Raw genomic sequence first — 20,078 nt, forward strand, 5'->3', positions numbered from 1 at the left:
CGTCCGCGCGGCTAGAGTATGACAAAAGACAACGCTTAAAGCTGCTTGGAAACGCCGTGAACTCTTCGAAGACGCCTTCCTCGTCCCCGGAAGATCCAGAGAGCAGCGTCGAGGGCGGTCGCAAGCGAGCCACGATCAACGACATCGCCCGGCTGGCCGGGGTGTCGAAGAAGACCGTTTCCCGCGTCATCAACCAGTCTCCGTTCGTCCGCGACGAGACCCGCGAGCGCATCGAGGCGGTGATCGCCGAGTGGGGCTACGCGCCCGATCCCCAGGCCCGGGGCCTGGCGTTCCGCCGTTCGTTTCTGATCGGCATGATCTACGACAACCCCAACCCGCAGTACGTCGTCAACATGCAGCTGGGGTTGCTGGACGGCATGCGCGGTTCGGGCTTCGAGCTGGTCGTCCACCCCTGTAACCGCGCCAGCCCGACCTTCCTGACCGACATCCGCGCCTTCGTGGAGCGCCAGAAGCTGTTCGGCGTCGTGCTGCCGCCGTCGGTGTCCGAGGACGAACGTGTCGCCAAGCTGCTGAACGAGATCGGCTGCGCGTACATCCGCATCGCCTCGGTCGAGCTGGACAAGCCCGAGCACATGATCGTCGGCCACGACCGTCTGGGCGGGGAGGTGATGGGCCAGCACCTGGTCGACCTGGGTCACACGCTGATCGGCTTCATCAGCGGCCTGCCCAACTTCCGTTCCTCGCACGAACGCAGGGGCGGGCTGGAGGACGCGCTTCGGAAGGCCGGGGTAGAGTTGAAGCCCGACTATGTCGTCCAGGGCGCCTATACCTTCGAGTCCGGCCTGGCCTGCGGCGAGGCTCTGCTGGCCATGAAGCCGCGCCCCACCGCCATCTTCTGCGGCAACGACGAAATGGCCGCCGGCGCGCTGCAGGCGGCGCGGCGCGCGGGGCTGAGGGTTCCCGAGGATTTGACCGTCGTCGGCTTCGACGACTTCCAGATCGCCCAGGCCGTCTGGCCGCCGCTGACCACGATCCACATCCCAACGCGCGAGGTGGGCCGTATCGCCGCCGAAAAGCTCATCGGACGGGAAAGTCGCGAAGCGCGTGATCCCGCCAGCACGATCCCGTATCTTGTCCTGCGGGAGTCCTCGGCCGCGCCGCCGAAGTCCTGAGGACAACCCGTAGCGACGCCTGCCTCCTTTCTTGCAACGCGTCGTGACACCGGTTACCAAGCGCGTCACGACAGCCCGCCGCGAGGCCGTCCAGACGTTGGGAAGAGGAAGCGAAAAATGCCCAGGCCGCTGAATTTTCATGAGGATCGTCTGTTTCCGGCGGACCCGGCGACGCGCTCTTACGCGCGCGGCCTCTATTCGCTGGTCAAGGACCTGCCGATCATCAGCCCGCACGGGCACACGGACCCGTCGTGGTTCGCCACGAACGAGCCCTTCCAGGACGCCACCGACCTGCTGCTGGCGCCGGACCACTATCTGTACCGGATGCTCTACAGCCAGGGCATAAGCCTGGACGACCTGAAGGTGCGTTCGAAGGCTGGCGTTCCGGACACCGACCCGCGCGCGGCCTGGAAGCTGTTCGCCAGCAACTTCCACCTCTTCCGCGGCACGCCGTCGTGGATCTGGCTGAACCACGTGTTCTCCAAGGTGTTCGGCTTCACCGAGTTCCTCGAGACCTCGAACGCTGACGACTATTTCGACCGTATCAACGAAGCCCTGGCCACGGACGCGTTCCGTCCGCGCGCCCTGTTCGATCGCTTCAACATCGAGACCCTGGCCACCACCGAAGGCCCGCACGAGAGCCTGAAGCATCACGCGGCCATCCGCGAGAGCGGGTGGGGTGGTCACGTCATCACCGCCTATCGCCCCGACGCGGTCATCGACTTCGAGGACGAGCGTTCGCCGCGGGCCTTCGAGCGTTTCGCCGAGACCTCGGGCCAGGACGTCTACAGCTGGAAGAGCTACCTGGAAGCGCATCGCCTGCGCCGGGCGGCCTTCATCGAAGCCGGCGCCACCTCGTCCGACCACGGCCACCCGACGGCGGCCACCGCCGACCTCTCGGACGCCGAGGCCGAGGCGCTGTTCCAAAGCCTGGTGAAGGGCGACGTCACGCCCGAGAAAGCCGAGCTGTTCCGCGCCCAGATGCTGACCGAAATGGCCAAGATGAGCCTGGACGACGGGTTGGTCATGCAGATCCACCCGGGCTCGCACCGCAACCACAACGCGGGCCTGCTGGCCTCGCACGGTCGCGACAAGGGCGCCGACATCCCGATGCGCACCGAGTACGTCTCGGCGCTGAAGCCGCTGCTGGGCCGCCTGGGCAACGACCCGCGCCTGTCGGTGATCCTGTTCACCCTGGACGAGACCGTCTACAGCCGCGAACTGGCCCCGCTGGCCGGGCACTATCCGGTGCTGAAGCTGGGTCCGTCCTGGTGGTTCCACGACAGCCCGGAAGGCATGATGCGCTTCCGCGAGCAGGTCACCGAGACCGCCGGCTTCTACAACACCGTCGGCTTCAACGATGATACCCGCGCCTTCCTGTCGATCCCGGCCCGCCACGACGTGGCCCGCCGCGTCGATAGCGCCTTCCTGGCCCGCATGGTCGCCGAGCACCGGATGGATCTGGTCGAGGCCGAGGCGCTGATCGTCGACCTGACGTACAACCTGCCCAAGAAGGCCTACAAGCTGGATCGGCGTCCCGACTGGGCCCGTCCCGTCGCGGCGCTGGCCGTCGCCGCCGAATAAGAACACCCTTCCGGAGACTTCCCGATGTTCGCCAAGACCTATCACGCCACCCATCCGGACATGATGTTCGCGGTCAGCAACGACGACCTGCGCGACCGCTACCTGATGCAGGACCTGTTCCAGGACGGCCAGATCGTCCTGACCTACAACCACGCCGAACGCTTCGTCGTCGGCGGCGTCGTGGCCACCACGGCGATCAAGCTGCCCGACCAGACCGAGCCCGCTTCGGCCGCCGGCCACCCGTTCCTGGAGCGCCGCGAGCTGGGCGTGATCAATGTCGGCGAGACCACCGGCAAGATCACCGTCGACGGCGTCGCCTACGAGATCGTTCCGCGTGACGGCCTGTACGTCACCATGGGCGCCAAGGACGTGACCTTCGAGGGCCTCAACGGTGAAGCCGCGCGCTTCTACCTGGTCAGCCTGCCGGCCCACGCCGCGTTCGAGACCAAGAAGCTCGCCTTCGCCGACGCCGTCGCCCTGGAGCGCGGCGCGCTGGAGACCAGCAACGAGCGCACCATCTACCAGTACATCGTGCCGACCACCTGCAAGTCGGCCCAACTGCTGCTGGGCATGACGGTGTTGAAGCCGGGCAGCGTCTGGAACACCATGCCGCCCCACCTGCACGACCGCCGTTCCGAAGCCTATTTCTACTTTGGCCTGGGCGAGAACGACCGGGTGTTCCACTACATGGGCGAGCCGGACGAGATGCGTCACATCGTGATCGCCAACGAGGAAGCCGTGATGAGCCCGCCGTGGTCGATCCACATGGGTTCGGGCACCGCCAACTACACCTTCATCTGGGCGATGGGCGGCGAGAACCTCGACTACACCGACATGAACGTGCTGGACATCTGCCAGCTGAAGTAGGGCCTTCGGGCTGAACGCTTCTCCCTCGTCATCCCAGGCGAAGCGTAGCGAAGATCCGGAACCCAGGGGCCATTGGCGATGCGCCGGCCCCTGGGTCCCGGACAGCCTCTTCGAGGCTTCCGGGATGACAAGATTTGGGATCGGGAAATCAGAACCATGGCCAATCCATTCAGCCTCGAAGGCAAGGTCGCGCTCGTCACCGGCGCCAACACCGGGATCGGGCAGGGGATCGCCATCGCCCTGGCCGCCGCCGGCGCGGACATCGCCGCCGCGGGCCGCAGCGCGCCGACCGACACTCAGAAGGCCGTCGAGGCCCTGGGCCGTAAGTTCCTGTCGATCAAGGCCGACTTCGGCTCGACCGAACCCGTCCAGCGCGTGGTCGACGAGACCGTGGCCGCGTTCGGCAAGGTCGACATCCTGGTCAACAACGCCGGCATCATCCGTCGCGCCGACTCGATCGAGTTCTCGGAAGCCGACTGGGACGCGGTGATGGACACCAACCTGAAGGTCGTCTTCTTCCTGACCCAGGCCTTCGCCAAGCAGGCGCTGAAGCAGGGGCCCGTGAACGGTGTGACCGCGAAGGTGATCAATATCGCGTCCCTGCTCTCGTTCCAGGGCGGCATCCGCGTGCCGTCCTATACGGCCGCCAAGTCGGGCCTGGCCGGTCTGACCAAGATCCTGGCCAACGAGTGGGCGACCAAGGGCATCAACGTCAACGCCATCGCCCCGGGCTATTTCGACACCAACAATACCGAGGCCCTGCGGGCCGACGCCGACCGCAACGCCTCGATCCTGGCCCGCATCCCGGCGGGCCGCTGGGGGCGTCCGGAAGATATCGGCGGCGCCGCCGTCTTCCTGGCCTCGTCGGGCGCCGACTACGTTCAGGGCATTACCTTGCCCGTGGATGGCGGCTGGCTGGCGCGCTGACGAAAGAAAACCACGCAAAAATGCGATGGTAGCGCAACCATTGTGCCGGGCGGGTTTTCCCGCCCGGTGAAGCGCGCTAGAGGGCGCCGTAACGTCAGCGCCTGGGATCGATCCCGCGTCGTCGACGCTTTCTCGTGATCCATTCCCGTCCCGAACGGCTCCGGCCGATCCTGGAGTTCGCGCATGCGCAATCCGGCCCTGTCGATCGACGTCGACCGTCCCACCAGCCGTCACGTCCGCCAGAACGCCAACCTGCTGAACGATCTCCTGATCGAGGCGATCACCTATCTCGAGGGCGAGGAGGCCGCCGCCCTGGTGGCCAAGGCGCGCAAGGCCGCCTCTGGCGAGGACGAGGATACCAGCGACGCGCCGGTTCTCGACCATCTGTTCGCCGATCTCACCAACGATCAGGCCGTGTTCCTGGCCCGCGCCTTCGCCAGTCACTCGCTGCTGGCCAATATCGGCGAGGACGTCGCCGGCCGCCGTCGTCACGCCGAGGCCGACGCCCAGCCGGGCGACGAGCGGCCGCGCACCCTGGTCGACGCCGTGAAACGCCTGAAGGCCCAAGGCAAGACCGACGCCGAGCTGGCGAGGGTCTTCGCCGCCATGAACGTGGTGCCGGTGCTGACCGCCCACCCGACCGAGGTGCGCCGCCGCAGCATGGTCGACCGCGAGACCGAGATCTCGCGCCTGATGGCCCTGCGCCGCCACCATCTGCCGGCGGACCTGGACGCCGAGATCCGCGAGGGCCTGTTCCGCGAGATCGCCCTGATGTGGCGCACCCGCCTCTATCGTCCCGAGCGGATCACCGTGAAGGACGAGATCCGCAACGCCCTGTCGATCGTCCGGACCTCGATCCTGCCGGCGATGATCGAGCTCTATGGCGACTGGACGGCCAAGATCGGTTCGCACGGCCATATGGCGCCGCTGCTGAAGATGGGCTCGTGGCTGGGCGGCGACCGCGACGGCCATCCCGGCGTCAATGGCGAGACCCTGAAGCTGGCCTTCGCCAGCCAGTCCCGCGTGATCCTCGACTGGTACGCCGGCGAGGTGCGCAAGCTGTGGTCCAACCTGGCCGTCTCGACCGCCTATACGCCGGTGTCGAACGAGTTGCTGGCCCTGGCGGCCCAGACCCGCGATCCGTCGATCCATCGCCTGGACGAGCCCTATCGCCTGGCCCTGGAGCTGATCTTCGATCGCCTGACGGCCGTGTCGCAGAAGCTGACCGGCGCGCCGGTCGCCTACGCCACCGGCGCGACCGACGTCGAGGCCTATGGTCATCCCGATGCGTTCGTCGCCGACCTGAGCGTGATCATCGACAGCCTGGAGCGCAACGGCGGCGAGCGGCTGGTCGGCTCGGCTCTGCGCACCCTGGTCGAGGTGGCCAAGGCCTGCGGCTTCCACCTGATGAGCCTGGATCTGCGCCAGAACGCCGACGTTCACGAACGGACGCTCGACGAGCTGTTCCAGCGGGCCGGTACGGGCGTGTCCTACCTCAAGCTCGACGAGGAGGCCCGCTGCAAGGTCCTGATCGAGGAGCTGTCGCACCAGCGTCCCCTGGTCTCGCCGTTCACCGCCTATAGCGAGGAGACGACCAAGGAGCTGGCGACCATGAGCGCCGCCGCCAAGGCGGTTCGCGACTATGGCCATGGCTGCCTCGGGGCGTACATCATTTCGAAGTCGGCGACCCTGTCCGACATCCTCGAACCGCTGGTCCTGCTCAAGCAGGTCGGCCTGGTCTGGGGCGGGGCCGCGCCGCGCGCCTCGGTCAAGGTCGCGCCGCTGTTCGAGACCATCGGCGATCTGGAGAACGGCCCCGCCGTGCTGCGCCAGTGGCTGGAACTGCCGCTGTCCCGGACCATCCTGGGCGACCGGCCGGTGCAGGAGATCATGCTCGGCTACTCCGACAGCAACAAGGACGGCGGGTACGTCGCCAGCCGCCGGGGTGTCGCTCGCGGCGCCTCGGCCCTGGCGTTCGAGGCCGACCGCATGGGCGTCGGTCTGCAGCTGTTCCACGGACGCGGCGGCAGCGTCGGACGGGGCGGTGGTCCCGCCGCCGAGGCCGTGCTGGCCCAGCCGGCCGGCACCGTCCAGGGCCGCATCCGGATGACCGAGCAGGGCGAGATGATCGCCCGCCGCTTCGGCGACCAGCCCACCGCCCGCCGCAACCTCGACGGCCTGGCCGCCGCCGTGCTGATGTCCAGCGAGCGCCCGGTCCACAAGCCCGACCCCAGGGTCGAGGCCGCCATGACCGCCCTGGCCGAGGCCTCGTTCCATGGCTTCCGCGCCCTGGTGTATGACGATCCGGCGTTCGAGGACTTCTTCTGGTCGGTCACGCCGATCAACGAGATCGTGGGCCTCAACATCGGCAGCCGTCCGGCCAGCCGCACCGCCAGCCGCAAGATCGAGGACCTGCGGGCCATCCCGTGGGTGTTCAGCTGGTCCCAGGCCCGCTTCATGCTTCCGGGCTGGTACGGCTTCGCCTCGGGCGTCGAGCGGGCCAAGCTGTCGGTCGAGCAACTGCGCGACCTGGCCGGAAGTTTCGACTTCTTCGCCTCGCTCCTGTCGAACATGGAGCTGGCCCTGGCCCAGAGCCATATGGGCATCGCCGCCCGGTACATGGCCCTGTCGCCGGACAAGGAAAACGCCGCGCGCATCTTCGCGACCATCCAGCGCGAGCACGACGCGGCCTCGCGCATCGCCCTGGAGATCCGCGGCGGTTCGAGCCTGCTCGACAACCAGCCGGACCTCGCCGAGTCGGTGACCCTGGCCAGCCGCTCGGTGGACCCGCTGAACCACCTGCAGCTGGAGCTGCTGTCGCGCCGCCGGGCGGGGGAGGCCGACGAGGAGCTGCGCCTGGCCATCCAGCTGACCGTGGCCGGCATCGCGGCGGGACTGCGCAATACAGGGTGAGCGCGGCCTGACCACGAGATATGAGAAAGCGCGGGATTCCCAAGCCCGCAAAGGCTTTCCTTTTCAACAATTTGCGCCTTCACACCTCCTGCCTTTACGGCGCTTGCGCTCCCTGGCGGTTTCTGGTTATCTGCTCATGACACCGGTGGCGAAGTGGCCTGGCCACTTTTCCGGGTTTCCGTGACACCGGTATCAAAACGGTTCGGTTCGGCGTCTTGGTCGGTCCGTCTCGTTTGCGGCTCTTTGAGCTCGCTCCTGCGCAAACTTCCGGGGCGTCGGGTCATACCGGCGCCCTCACTTTTGCGTCCGGGGCGGGGGAGGGAGCCGAAGGAAAAACGTTCGGGGATGGAAGCGAGACCAGAGATCCAAGGCGCGGAAAACGCCGCCGAGCGGTCGTGAAACCGCGCTTCAAAACCCCTTAGTTTGACGTTGCGGCAAGCCCGGTGTGGCGCTCGTCGGCAACGCGGTCTAAGGGATCGCCCTGAGCCAATTCCGGCGAAATCTTGCATGCGCGGCAGCCCAGAAGGCCCTCCGCGCAAGATCGATCCTTCGGGAAGGAGTCTAAGATGGTAAAAGACCGTATGGCGGTGCTGACCGCCCTGATGGACCAGGGTGTCATCCCGGTTTTCTATCACCCGGACGTCGAGGTCTGTAAGTCCGTGATCCAGGCCTGCGCCGACGGCGGCGCGCCCTGCATCGAGTTCACCAACCGCGGCGACTTCGCCAGCCACGTCTTCTACGAAGTGACCCGTTACTTCCACGAGGCCGACCCCCGCGTGATCATGGGCGTGGGCTCGATCGTCGACGCCCCGACCGCCGGCATCTACATCGCCAACGGCGCCAAGTTCGTGGTCGGCCCGATCCTCAACGCCGACGTCGCCAAGGTCTGCAACCGACGCAAGATCCCGTATTCGCCGGGCTGCGGCTCGGCCTCGGAAATCTCGTACGCCGAAGAACTGGGCTGCGAGATCGTCAAGGTGTTCCCCGGCTCGTCGGTCGGCGGCCCGGACTTCGTCAAGGCGGTGCTGGGCCCGATGCCCTGGACCCGCATCATGCCGACGGGCGGCGTCGATCCGGACGAAGCCTCGGTCAAGAAGTGGTTCGGCGCGGGCATCGTCGCCGCCGGCATGGGCTCCAAGCTGATCACCCAAGAGCTGCTGGACGCCAAGGACTACGCGGGCATCACCAAGAAGGTCCGCGAGACTGTTGACCTGATCAAGAAGGTTCGTGGGAAGGCCTAAATGACCGACAATATCCTCAACATCCGCCCGGCTTCGGAAACCAAGTGGGACTGCGCGTCCTTCGGTGAAGTGATGCTGCGCTTCGACCCGGGCTTCGGCCGGGTCCGCAACGCCCGCCAGTTCCAGGTCTGGGAAGGCGGCGGCGAATACAACGTCGCCCGCGCTTTCCGCAAGTGCTGGGGCAAGCGCTCGACCGCCGTCACGGCGCTGCCGGTGAACGACCTGGGCTGGCTGGTCGAGGATCTGATGATGCAGGGCGGCGTCGACACCTCGCACGTCATCTGGCGCGAGTTCGACGGCCTGGGTCGCAACACCCGCGTCGGCCTGAACTTCACCGAAAAGGGCTTCGGCGTTCGTCCCGCCCTCGGCTGCTCGGACCGGGGTCACTCGGCCGCCTCGCAGATCCGCCCCGGTGAAGTGAACTGGGAAAAGCTGTTCGGCGAAGAAGGCGTGCGCTGGTTCCACACCGGCGGCATCTTCGCGGCCCTGGCCTCGAACACGGCCGAAGCCGTGATCGAAGCCGTCGAAGTCGCCCGCAAGTACGGCACCGTGATCTCCTACGACCTGAACTACCGCGCCTCGCTGTGGAAGTCGCAGGGCGGCAAGGAAGGCGCTCAGAAGGTCAACCGTCACATCGCCCAGTACGTCGACGTGATGATCGGCAACGAAGAAGACTTCACCGCCTGCCTGGGCTTTGAAGTCGAGGGCCTGGACGAGCACATCAGCTCCATCGACCCGGCCAACTTCAAGAAGATGATCCAGACCGCTGTGAAGCAGTTCCCGAACTTCAAGGTCGCCGCCACCACCCTGCGCAACGCCAAGACCGCCTCGGTCAACGACTGGTCGGCGATCCTGTACGCCGGCGGCGAGTTCTACGCCTCGATGATGCGTGAGAACCTCGAGATCTATGACCGCGTCGGCGGCGGCGACGGCTTCGCGTCCGGTCTCGCGTTCGGCTTCATGGAAGGCAAGGGTCCCCAGGCCGCAGTCGAGTACGGCGCGGCCCACGGCGCCCTGGCCATGACCACCCCGGGCGACACCTCGATGGTGCGCAAGGAAGAGGTCGAGGCCGTGATGAAGGGCAAGGGCGCGCGGGTCATCCGCTAGGCTTTTCCTTCTCACTGAAGAATGTGGAGAAGCCCTCGGCCGCAAGGCCGGGGGCTTTTTCTTGGTTGGTGCGGACGACGTCGCCCGCGGCTTCCTCCTGCTGGCGCTTCAACTCGTACAGTTCGGCGAAGCGGTCGAAGCGTTCTTGGAGTTTGGCGAGGACCCATTCTGAGTCGCGTATGTGGCGGCGACTGGCGCGTGTGCCGTTGGCTACGTGTTTGCGACGCGCTTTGCGGGGTTGGGGCATCGGTGTCTCCGAAAGGCTTCCCCCATCAAGGGGAGGGCGCGCGGAAATGAGCTCGGCGCTTTCACGTCGAGGTCGGGGAGGGATGCGGGGCGTCCGGACGACGTCCGGAGTAGGAAAGTGAAATACCGTTTCGACGAAGCCTGACGCCCCGCGCGATCGTTATCCGCCAGCGTCCCGTCAGGTGGCCCTGTTCAGGCCTTAACGGAACCCGGACCTCGCTGTTTCCAGCAAGCTCCGATGATCGAAGAGGACGGGCTTACAGCCTGACACGCCCCTTTGCCTTCGACCACGCCGACGGCGGGCGGGTCTGGTCAGCGAACCAGATCCCCGGACCGTCCGAGTATCCCCCTCGGACCTCCACCGCTCGACCGCCCCCCGAAGCCGCGAAGGTCGCTGGCCGCGCGCCCTCCCCAGTGCTTCGAGGTGGATTGAGGATACGGGAGTTTTCGGGGCCGGGGATGGAGGGGGCTGGATGCCCGTGCTTCGCTCTGGAGCGTGACGCTCCACTTCAATCAAAATCCCTGTCATCCCGCGCTTTATGCGCGGGACCCATGGTTCAGCTCCGCGTGGGCGCCATTTTCCGCTCTTCATTTGCCGCGGACAAATGGGTCCCGCGCATGAAGCGCGGGGTGACGCTTGAGGCTTTTGCCGTCACCAACGCGCTGAGACCGCCGGCGCGCCCGATAGGTTGGATGTCCGCTTCGAGCGGCGGATCCGATTTCCGTGCACGACCCATAGCGTCGTTGGGAATGCCCGCTTGTTGAGGGGGGAGCGACGCTGCAAGCTGGCAGTACAGAGATATGGATTGCGCGCCGTATGCCCGACCAGCCTTGGCTTTATTTCATCTCGCTCGAACGAGATTTCGTTCAGACGCTCAACTACGTTCAGCTGGATCAAGCCAACTTCGCGACCTACTCAAATGAGTATGCCAAGCTCCTTCTATTGATTGGGAGCGAAGTGGATGTGGTCGCCAAGATGGTATGTCGTGATGTCGATCCGTCGAGCAATGCGAAAAACATTGTCGATTATCAGTTCGAGCTTTGCAGAACATTTCCCGGCATGCACTCCGTGGAGATCAACATTGCCCTTTATGGTATCAAAATTAATCCGTGGTTTAGCTGGGAAACGACGGACGCAGCATCACCCGCGTGGTGGAAGGCATACAACAGCGTAAAACACGGTCGAGATGCAGATTTTCCACAGGCAAATTTGGAAAATGTCCTCACTGCGCTGTGCGCGCTATTGGTCCTCAACCTTTACCGTCTGAGGCGTACTGATTGGATAGAGCCAATTCCGACCCTGCTGGACGATGGTTTTCCTGTCAGCCTCCATGGACGGGGCACCCGCCAACTTCCCGGCGTCTAACGGGACCCACACGGGGTCGCCAGATAAGTTTCGGAGAGAGCGAAAGGCGACGCCCCACGTCCACCCATCACTGACTCTGAATAGGTCCGGTTGCGGACCGCCTGTGTGGCGCCGCCATGGCGCTCAGGCCTCCGCCGATCACGTTCGCGCGCCCCGCGGAACGGCCGGGCCGATTCCCGGGTTGATGGGGCGTGGTTTAATCGTGCGAGCTCATGGACATGACGTCGCCAGTCCTCAGATCCACCCGAACGGTCGGCGCGGCCTTGCTGGCGTTCTGCGTGGGTGTGGGCGCCGCTGACACCGCTCTGGCCGGCAAGCGGCAGACGGCGCCCCAGGAAATGCCCAAGACCTCGGCCGAGGCCAATACCGACAGCCTCGGCTCGGCCGTCGCCGCGCCGCTGCGCGACATCAATCTCGTGCGCTCCGAGATCCCCGACCTGCTGAAGACGGCCCAGACCGATCCCTATGCCCCGCCGGCTCCCGGCTGCGCGCCGCTGAAGGCCGAGATCGACCGGTTCGACGCGGTGCTGGGCGACGACTACGATGATCGCGGCGATGACGCCGAAGGCGGGCAGGGCGGCATGGCCAGGCCGGTGCTGGGCGTGGTGGCCAGCACGATCACCGACGTGATCCCGATGCGCGGCTGGGTTCGCCGCCTGACCGGGGCCGAGCGCCACGACCAGATGGTCCGCGACGCCATCAAGGCCGGCTTCGTGCGGCGCGGCTATCTGAAGGGGCTGTACAACGCCGGGACCTGCGAGGGGAACCGCCTGGTGTTCGTGGCCGCCAAGCCCGCGCCGCCGCCGGCGCTGGTCGCCGCCGAGCCCGTTCCGGTCCTGGTCGCGGCCGAGCCGCCGGCCCCGACGCCCCGCGTCGACGCGCCGCTCGCGCCGTTCTCGACGACGGTGCGCGTCGCCGCGGCGACGGACGTGGCGGGCGTCCGTTGAACCTCAGCCCCGGACGAAGATGTTGCGCAGCCACTGGGCGCCGGCCTTGGCGGCTTCGCCCCAGTCTTCTTCCTGTTCCTCGGGCTTGTAGCCCCAGGGATTGAACAGCTTCAGCCGGGGAACCTTGGCGAAGGCCGCCGCGTCGCGGGTGGCCAGGGTCAGGCCGTGCTCGAGGGCCGTGGCGGCCAGCAGGGCGTCGCGGCTGTCGGTCAGCGGCACGTGAGCCCGGCGGCGGACCACGGCGGCGTCGATCGCCAGCACGCGGCCGTCGAAGGCGGGGAGGACGCGGCTGTCCAGCCAGTCGCGCAGTCGCGAACCCTGGACCTTGTCCTTGCGCTCGGCGCGGACCGTCGCGGTCTCCAGCTCCAGCAGGGTGAGGGCCGAGATGAACAGGCTGGAGCGCGACGCCGCGCCGGCCCAGGCGGCCAGGCCCGGATCGGTCGCGCCCGCCTTGGCGTTGCGCAGCTCGAAGACGACGTCGGTGTCCAGCAGATGCATCAGTCGCCGTCCTTCCCGTCCCAGGTCTGGCGGCTCCAGGTCTCGGTCGAGCGCGGCGGGTCGACCGGCGCCAGGCCGGGCATGGCCAGCAGGTCGACGATGGTCTCGGTCTGGCCGGTCAGCCGGCGATAGGTCTCGACGCTCATCAGCACGTGGGTGGGTCGGCCGCGATCGGTGACGAACACTGGCTCGAGTCGCGCCGCGCGCTTGGCCTGGCTGACATCCTGGTTGAATTCGCGGCTCGTCAGGACCTTCATCGCTTGCTCACCGCTCGAAAATGACAAGGCTGTCTGTAGGTACGTTACTACATAGTGGCGTTCCGGCAACAAAAAATGGGCAACGAAAACAATCGACTGACAGCCGTGTCAAAAACGTGGGTTTCGGATTGCGCTCCGCGCCGATCTTCGCCTTGCATGGGGTCAAGGCGCAAAGCCAAGACGATCCATTTCGGGGGCGACTAGACGTGTCAGACATCCTCGCGAGCACGCTCGCCACCTTGGCCGACGTCCTGTCGCCGCACGGTCCGGCCGCCAAGGCCGCCGCTCACAGCTACGCGCCAGGCGACTTTTCGGTGCACTTCTTCCTGCAGCTGGCCGTGATCCTGCTGGCCTGCCGGGTGGTCGGCTGGCTGGGACAGAAGTTCCTGGCCCAGCCGCAGGTGGTGGGCGAGATGATCGCCGGCGTGGTCCTGGGTCCGTCTCTGCTGGGCCTGCTGTTTCCCGACTTCCAGCTGGCCCTGTTTCCCAAGGAAACCAAGAACATCCTCTATGTCGGCTCGCAGCTGGGCGTGGGGCTGTACATGTTCCTGGTCGGCACGACGTTCAAGGTCGAGCATTTCCGGGCCAAGGCCAGGAGCGCGTTCAGCGTGTCGCTGGCCGGGATCATCACGCCGTTCCTGGTGGCCTGGGCCATCACCCCGTTGCTGCTGAAGGTCCCGGGCCTGTTCGCGCCCACCATCAGCGTCGCCAACGCCACGCTGTTCATGGGCGCCTGCATCGCCCTGACCGCCTTCCCGATGCTGGCCCGGATCATCAACGAGCGCGGCCTGCAGAACACCTCGCTGGGCACCCTGTCCCTGACGGCCGGGGCGTTCGACGACGCCTGCTCGTGGTGCGTGCTGGCCATCGTGCTGGCGACCTTCGGCGGCGGGCCGGGGGTGGCGGTGCTGGCGATCGGCGGCGGCGTGACCTACGCTCTGTTCCTGACCGTCTTCGGCCGCAAGCTGCTGGCCCCGCTGGGCCGCATGGTCGACAAGGCCGGCGAGATGACCCCGACGGTCATGGCCATCACCCTGATGCTGTTCTGCCTGTCGGCCTTCCTGATGGACGCCGTGGGCATCCACGCCATCTTCGGCGGCTTCATGCTGGGCGCGGTCATGCCGCGCGGCCTGTTCGTCGAGGAGCTGAAGAAGAAAGTCGAGCCGGTCGCCGTCGTGCTGCTGCTGCCGATGTTCTTCACCTATTCGGGCCTGAACACGCGCCTGGACATGGTCAATTCGCCGACCCTGCTGCTGATCGCGGTGGGCGTGCTGGCCGCCTCGATCCTGGCCAAGGGCGTGGCCTGCTACGTCGCCGCCCGCCTGTCGGGCGAGCAGCACAGCACGGCCATGGGCATCGGCGCCCTGATGAACTCGCGCGGCCTGATGGAGCTGATCATCATCAATATCGGCCTGCAGAAGGGCGTCATCGGTCCGACCCTGTTCGCCATGCTGGTGCTGATGGCGATCGTCACCACGGTCATGGCCACCCCGTTGTTCGAGGCCGTCTACGGCAAGAAGGCCCGCGCGTCGGGCGAGCTGGGCGCGGTCCCTGACGGCGCCCGGGCCTGATCTCGATCGGGGGTTGTGCAACCTTTAGTCGGCAGCATTTGCCGAAGGTAGCGTTTCTCGCGAGTGTGGGTCTGCTAAGTGATTGAAAAGAGGCAGCAAGTGTCTGGCACGACGCTTGCTGCTGCTTCCTGCGAAGTCGCCCCGTCTACCCGCAGGAGCTCCCATGTCGATCAATGCGGTTTCGTCCCAGCAGTCCGTCTACACGCCCCCGACCCAGGCGGAGTCGTCGTCGGCCCCGGCCCTCACCCTCGAACCTGACGTGACGCCGGCGGGGACGGCGAGGCCCGTCACCAAACCGCTCGGGGTGGTGGCGATGTCGAGCCTCGACGTGGAGGCGCTGCACGCTCGTTGGGAGGCGGTCCGGCCTGAGATGGAGGCCCGCTCAAAGGCTTGGCGATCGCAGGTCGATGGGTATGTCGACTACGTGAAGAGCCAGGTCGCCGCCCGGAACGACCAGCCCTACGGCCAGGTCACCAGGAACGGCGAGGTCGTCGCCACGGTCTACAACAGCGGTGCGATGAGCGGCCCGGGCTCTACCCAGATCGATTGGAACCAGCCGCCCGGCATGACCGGTCCAGACTTGGCCCAGTGGCGCGCCGAGCAAATCTCGAAGGCGACGGGCGGGACGTTCGTCGGCCTGGACACGGCCGAGACCCAGGACGCCTGGGTCGCCCGGCAGGCCAAGAACGCGCCGATCATGAAGCTCATGGATTGGGGCGCGGCCAACGGATTCGCGGACGTCTACAACGAACGCGCGCACGATATCCGAGCCTGACCTTCCCATGTCGATCAATGCGGTTTCGTCCCAGCAGTCCGTCTACACGCCCCCGACCCAGGCGGCGGCGTCGCCGGCTTCGGCCTTCACCCTGGAACCGGATGCGGCGCCGACCGAAAGGCCGAAGCTCGCCCCCAAGCCCCCCTTGAGCGTGGCGCCGCTGACCAGCGGCGAGATCCAGGCGCGCATGGCGCTGCTGGAGCAGCAGCGGCCGGAGATGGAGGCGCGCGCCAAGGCCTGGCACGAGATGCTGGAAGGCTGGGGTAATGCCGCGAAGGACGCCGCCGCCGCCCAGAACGACCAGCCTTATGGCCAGGTCACCAAGAACGGCGAGGTGATCGCCACGGTCTACAACAGCGGCGTGATGAGCGGTCCGGGCGCGACCCAGATCGACGGGGAGCATCCGCCCGGCATGAAGGGCCCTGAACTGGCCAAATGGCGCGCCGAACAAATCTTGAAGGCGACGGGCGGGGCGTTCGCCAGCCTCGATACGGCCGAGACCCAGGAGGCCTGGGGCGCCCGGCAGGCCAACAGCAAGCCCACCTTAGGGCTCATGGAGTGGGGGGCGGCCAACGGGTTCTCCAACTTCTTCGATGGGCGCTCGCATTTCAGCGACATCCGGGCCTGATCTGCCATGTCGATCAACGCGGTTTCGTCCCAACAGGCGGCCTACGCCCCAACGACCCAGGCGGCGGCGTCGCCGGCCCCGGCCTTCACCCTCGAGCCGGACGTGACGCCGGCGGGTACGTCGAGGCCCGTCGCCAAGCCCCTCGGGGTCGTGTCGCTGACCAGCGCCGACATGCAGGCGCGAATGGCTCGGTGGGAGGCGGTTCGGCCGGAGATGGAGGCCCGCGAAAAGGCCTGGCGCGCGCAGCTCGATGGCTATGGCGACTACGTGAAGGGCTTCGCCGCCGCCCAGAACGACAAGCCTTATGGCCAGGTCACCAAGAACGGCGAGGTGATCGCCACGGTCTACAACAGCGGCGTGATGAGCGGTCCGGGCGCGACCCAGATCGACGGGGAGCATCCGCCCGGCATGAAGGGTCCCGAACTGGCCAAATGGCGCGCCGAACAAATCTTGAAGGCGACGGGCGGGGCGTTCGCCAGCCTCGATACGGCGGTGACCCAGGAGGCCTGGGTCGCCCAGCAGGCCAAGCTCCCGGCGCGCATGACGCCCACGGAATGGGCCGCGGCCAATGGGGTCCCGGACTTCTTCAATGGACGCGCGCGCCTCAGCGACATTCGGGCCTGACAAATATAGCGTAAACGAGAAATAAGACTTTTAGCCTTGAGAGAATATACTTTTCCTCGGGCTGGCCGCCGTAGTCTTCGTATGTCTAGATATTTCTACCTGGAGTCGATCAGATCGATGTGACCGGGCCGATCTTGTGGCGGAAGTCAAGAAGATCGCGGAATATATTCTAGTGCTGGAGGGAAGTATGGCGAGCTGGTTTGGCGATGCGAACGACAACACCATTGACTGGAGTTCCCACGGTCTGGCCTTCAACGAGACCGGACACAGCCTGTCCGGGCTCGGGGGCAACGACACCATCATCGGCGGCAACAAGGGCCTGATCGGCGGCGCCTATATCGGCTCGACGCTCGATGGCGGGGCCGGTGACGACCTTCTCATCGCCCAGGCGGGCGATGACGCGCTGCTGGGCGGAACCGGCGATGATGTGATGTTCGGCGGCTCCGGCACGGACCTGCTGATCGGCGGCGCCGGCAACGACCAACTGGCCGGCGACTCCGGCAACAACGACCGGATGGCCGGTGGGACGGGCGATGACACCTACCTCGTCGCGCTCGTCGACGACGGCCGCGGCGACATCATCAACGACGACATGTCGGCGACCTGGACGCCGGGCTCCGGCGGCGGCGCCAACGACTTCATCGATCTGGTGAACACGAACCTGGCCAGCCTCGCGGTCGCCCGGTCCGGTGATGATCTGCTGCTGAGCAACGTGGCGGACTTCGTCAACGACAATCAGTTCAATTCCTACGTCACGGTCGAGGACTTCTTCACCCAAGGCCAGGGTTTCATCGAGGTGATCGGCGTCACGGACGCGCTGATCGCCGGTACTGACCTGGTGGCGATCGTGCCGAACGACGGCAACTTCTACCTTCTGGTCTAGAGGTTTCCGACAGACCAGGGGAAGGGGGCGGCGCGCCGCTCCCTTCCTTTCCCGCCGTCCGTTCAGGGCAGCTCGGACGCCGACGCCCGCGCGTTGGCGATCCGGACCAGGTCCGGCAGGCGCCGGCGTTCCACCGTCAGGAGCCGGGTCAGGCGTCGCGAGACGCGCTCACTGGGCCATTCGCCGCCGCGCGCGACGGGCCGCAGGCCATGGGGAATGAATCGGGGCCGCCGCTCCAGATGGATCGACCGGACGAAATGGGTGCGGACCAGGAAACGGTCGGCGATCGCCGTCGCCTCGGCATTGCCCAGCGCGGTGCTGGCCGCGCGGATCAGATGCTCGACCTCCGGGGCGTCGTGATCCTCGACGCGGCGGGAGATCAGGCTCCGCCCTGCCAGGGCCTGCACGAAGACGACCTTCACGACGTCGTACAGGTCGTCGAGCTCCTTGGCGTCCAGCATCTTGGCGAAGAAGCCGTGATAGCGGCGCGCGGCGATAAGACCCTCGGCCTCAAGGCGGATCAGCGCCTCGCGGATCGGGGTCCGGCTGACCCGCAGCGGATCGGCCAGCAGGTCCGGGTTGAGGCGGGCGCCCGGACGCACCCGCCCATTCATCAAGGCCTGCCGCAGGAAGACATAGGCGAGGTGAGCGTCCGCGCCCGTGGAGCCTGGCGGCACGCTCCGCGTTTCCGCGGCCGATCGGGATGGGACCAAGCTGCACTCTCCACCATCCGCGCCTCGGTCGTTCGAAGCACGACCGCAGGCTGTATAAAGCCTATGGGCGATGAGGTAGAAATACAATCTTAGATTTAATTCAATCAGGCGGGCTCGGTCTCGAGCCCCGATGCATTGATCCGCGCGATCAGGTCGCGGTGGCTGGGCAGGTCCTGCGTCGCGCGGTCGGCGAAGCCGCGAATCTTGGCGAACAGCTTGGCCGCGCCGGCCACGTCCGGGAACTCGCCCGCGCCGGCGGCCAGGTCGGTTTTGAAGCCCATGCCGTACAGGATGTACTGGTAGTTGAAGAAGGCGAAGGTCTCGAGATCCAGGATGAAGTCGAACCGGGCAGGTGGGCGATAGCGCCACTGCTCCAGGAGCTCGGCCAGCCGCTCGGGGATCGAGGCCGGATCGGTGTTCTGGCGCCAGAACGGCTCCTGGCGGCGGCTCAGGGCGTAGTGCAGCTTGAGGAACACGATGATGTTGTCGTAGCGCGCGGCCATCAGCTCGTTGAAGCGGCGGGCCGGGGCGCTGACCGGGCCGTTGCGCGGGAAGAGCTCGGCGATCATCGCCACGGCCGCCTCGATCAGCACCACGCCGGTGGACTCCAGCGGCTCCAGGAAGCCGGCCGACAGGCCCACCGCGACGCAGTTGCCGATCCACTGCTTCTGGCGATAGCCGGCGTCGAAGCTGATCTTGCGCGTCTCCGCCTCGGCCCCGCCCAGATAGTCGCGCAGCACCGCCTCGGCGCGGGCCTCGTCCATGTGGTCGCTGGAATAGACGCAGCCGACGCCGCGCCCGCCCGCCAGGCCGATGTCCCAGGTCCAGCCGGCCTCGTGGGCGGTGGCGATGGTGTAGCTCTGGATCGGCGCGTCGGGGCGGTCATAGGGCGTGTGGCAGGCCAGCGCCCGGTCGGCGAACAGGATCGGCCTGGCCGACTTGAACGGCGAGCCCAGGGCCTTGCCGATCAGCTCGGCCCGGAAGCCCGAGCAGTCGACATAGAGGTCGGCGGTCAGGTCGCCGTGCTCGGGGCTGACGACGCGCGCTATGGCGCCCGTCTCGTCCAGGATCGTCTCGGACAGGTTTCCCCGCAGGTGGCGCACGCCCAGCTCGCCGGCCCGCTCGGCCAGCACCTGGGCCAGCTTGGCGGCGTCGAAGTGGTAGGCGTAGTTCAGCGGTCCGGCGAAATCGCTCTCGTGCGGCCGCTTGGGCGCGCGGGCCGCGTCGGCGACGCGGGCCTGGATGGTCACCGCCTCGGCGAACGGCGCGCGGCCGGCCTCGTCCTGCAGCAGCCAGTAGGGCGCCAGCGAAGCTCCCTCGGTCGAGAACGGCGCCTCGAACGGGTGGAAGAAGCTGTGATGGCGACCGTCGGCCGGCGTCTCCGCCCAGTCGACGAAGCGGATGCCCTGCTTGAACGTCGCCGAGGTCTCGCGAATGAACCGCGCCTCGTCGACGCCCAGGAACCGCAGGGTGTTGCGGATGGTGGGGAAGGTGGCCTCGCCGACGCCGACGATGCCGATGTCGGGCGATTCCAGCAGGGTGATCGTCAGGTCGTCCTGCTCGGCCACGCGCAGGGCCTTGGCCAGGTAGGCGGCCGTCAGCCACCCCGCCGTCCCGCCGCCCACGATGAGGATGCTTCGCCTGCGCCGCATGGCGGATTGATAGCAGAGTTCGGGGCGGGGGAGGGAAGTTCGACGGAACGCGCTGGTGTCATCCAGCATCGGCGGTTCGCCCTACGGGATAACCCCGATTGTGGCCTCCTGGTGGGGTGATCACACTCAATGGATGAGCACACTCA

19 protein-coding genes are annotated in these 20,078 nt (G+C 66.7%); 14 read left to right on the forward strand and 5 right to left on the reverse strand.

Annotation, left to right across the window (positions count from 1 at the left end; genetic code table 11):
• Positions 1-56 precede the first annotated feature (56 nt).
• The 7 genes from AC1RNC_RS04100 to AC1RNC_RS04130 all read left to right on the forward strand — a co-directional run bounded on the left by AC1RNC_RS04100 (position 57) and on the right by AC1RNC_RS04130 (position 9,772).
• Entirely contained in the window at positions 57-1,133 is a 1,077-nt protein-coding gene (locus AC1RNC_RS04100; RefSeq protein ID WP_492841617.1) for a LacI family DNA-binding transcriptional regulator, read from the forward strand.
• Between the two features lie 117 nt (positions 1,134-1,250).
• Positions 1,251-2,717, forward strand: coding sequence for a glucuronate isomerase (uxaC, locus tag AC1RNC_RS04105; protein WP_492883905.1), 1,467 nt, complete (start codon positions 1,251-1,253; stop codon positions 2,715-2,717).
• Between the two features lie 24 nt (positions 2,718-2,741).
• The gene (gene kduI / locus AC1RNC_RS04110) at positions 2,742-3,584 is read left to right on the forward strand and encodes a 5-dehydro-4-deoxy-D-glucuronate isomerase (protein WP_492841619.1); all 843 of its coding nucleotides are present in this window, start codon (positions 2,742-2,744) and stop codon (positions 3,582-3,584) included.
• Positions 3,585-3,740: 156 nt separating this feature from the next.
• The gene (gene kduD / locus AC1RNC_RS04115; protein WP_492883908.1) at positions 3,741-4,511 is read left to right on the forward strand and encodes a 2-dehydro-3-deoxy-D-gluconate 5-dehydrogenase KduD; all 771 of its coding nucleotides are present in this window, start codon (positions 3,741-3,743) and stop codon (positions 4,509-4,511) included.
• Positions 4,512-4,694: 183 nt separating this feature from the next.
• Complete coding sequence (gene ppc / locus AC1RNC_RS04120; protein WP_492883910.1) at positions 4,695-7,424, forward strand: phosphoenolpyruvate carboxylase; 2,730 nt, start codon at positions 4,695-4,697, stop codon at positions 7,422-7,424.
• Between the two features lie 566 nt (positions 7,425-7,990).
• On the forward strand, positions 7,991-8,665 hold the full coding sequence (locus tag AC1RNC_RS04125; RefSeq protein WP_492883912.1) for a bifunctional 4-hydroxy-2-oxoglutarate aldolase/2-dehydro-3-deoxy-phosphogluconate aldolase: 675 nt from the start codon (positions 7,991-7,993) through the stop codon (positions 8,663-8,665).
• Complete coding sequence (locus tag AC1RNC_RS04130) at positions 8,666-9,772, forward strand: PfkB family carbohydrate kinase (protein WP_492883914.1); 1,107 nt, start codon at positions 8,666-8,668, stop codon at positions 9,770-9,772.
• On the opposite strand, the gene AC1RNC_RS04135 is transcribed toward AC1RNC_RS04130, so the two are convergent.
• Entirely contained in the window at positions 9,762-10,019 is a 258-nt protein-coding gene (locus tag AC1RNC_RS04135) for a hypothetical protein (protein WP_492883916.1), read from the reverse strand. The genes AC1RNC_RS04130 and AC1RNC_RS04135 overlap by 11 nt on opposite strands.
• Positions 10,020-10,835: 816 nt before the next feature.
• Between AC1RNC_RS04135 and AC1RNC_RS04140 the strand changes: the two genes are divergently transcribed.
• Complete coding sequence (locus AC1RNC_RS04140; protein WP_492883918.1) at positions 10,836-11,384, forward strand: hypothetical protein; 549 nt, start codon at positions 10,836-10,838, stop codon at positions 11,382-11,384.
• 218 nt (positions 11,385-11,602) lie between these two features.
• Positions 11,603-12,331 carry a hypothetical protein gene (locus AC1RNC_RS04145; RefSeq protein ID WP_492883920.1) on the forward strand — a complete coding sequence of 243 codons (729 nt, stop codon included), beginning with the start codon at positions 11,603-11,605 and terminating at the stop codon, positions 12,329-12,331.
• A gap of 3 nt (positions 12,332-12,334) precedes the next feature.
• Here AC1RNC_RS04145 and AC1RNC_RS04150 read toward each other — a convergent pair whose 3' ends face one another.
• Entirely contained in the window at positions 12,335-12,829 is a 495-nt protein-coding gene (locus tag AC1RNC_RS04150; protein WP_492883922.1) for a PIN domain-containing protein, read from the reverse strand.
• A complete protein-coding gene (locus tag AC1RNC_RS04155) occupies positions 12,829-13,086 on the reverse strand; it encodes a type II toxin-antitoxin system Phd/YefM family antitoxin (protein ID WP_492839442.1) in 258 nt (85 codons plus the stop codon). Before AC1RNC_RS04155 ends, AC1RNC_RS04150 begins: the two co-directional genes overlap by 1 nt.
• 206 nt (positions 13,087-13,292) lie before the next feature.
• Between AC1RNC_RS04155 and AC1RNC_RS04160 the strand changes: the two genes are divergently transcribed.
• The 5 genes from AC1RNC_RS04160 (at position 13,293) to AC1RNC_RS04180 (ending at position 17,567) form a co-directional block, all read left to right on the forward strand.
• The gene (locus AC1RNC_RS04160; RefSeq protein ID WP_492883924.1) at positions 13,293-14,657 is read left to right on the forward strand and encodes a cation:proton antiporter; all 1,365 of its coding nucleotides are present in this window, start codon (positions 13,293-13,295) and stop codon (positions 14,655-14,657) included.
• 163 nt (positions 14,658-14,820) lie between these two features.
• Positions 14,821-15,432, forward strand: coding sequence for a hypothetical protein (locus AC1RNC_RS04165; protein ID WP_492839444.1), 612 nt, complete (start codon positions 14,821-14,823; stop codon positions 15,430-15,432).
• Between the two features lie 7 nt (positions 15,433-15,439).
• Positions 15,440-16,060: a hypothetical protein gene (locus AC1RNC_RS04170; protein WP_492883926.1), complete on the forward strand. Its 621-nt coding sequence runs from the start codon at positions 15,440-15,442 to the stop codon at positions 16,058-16,060.
• A 6-nt stretch (positions 16,061-16,066) separates the two neighbouring features.
• Positions 16,067-16,684, forward strand: coding sequence for a hypothetical protein (locus AC1RNC_RS04175; protein WP_492883928.1), 618 nt, complete (start codon positions 16,067-16,069; stop codon positions 16,682-16,684).
• Positions 16,685-16,871: 187 nt separating this feature from the next.
• Entirely contained in the window at positions 16,872-17,567 is a 696-nt protein-coding gene (locus AC1RNC_RS04180; protein ID WP_492839446.1) for a calcium-binding protein, read from the forward strand.
• Positions 17,568-17,629: 62 nt separating this feature from the next.
• Here the strand turns inward: AC1RNC_RS04180 and AC1RNC_RS04185 are convergent, their stop codons facing one another.
• On the reverse strand, positions 17,630-18,244 hold the full coding sequence (locus AC1RNC_RS04185) for a GntR family transcriptional regulator (RefSeq protein ID WP_492883930.1): 615 nt from the start codon (positions 18,242-18,244) through the stop codon (positions 17,630-17,632).
• 140 nt (positions 18,245-18,384) lie between these two features.
• A complete protein-coding gene (locus tag AC1RNC_RS04190; protein WP_492883932.1) occupies positions 18,385-19,932 on the reverse strand; it encodes a tryptophan halogenase family protein in 1,548 nt (515 codons plus the stop codon).
• Positions 19,933-20,078: the final 146 nt, after the last annotated feature.

Source organism: Caulobacter sp. GW822-FHT01G02 (genome assembly GCF_058802865.1).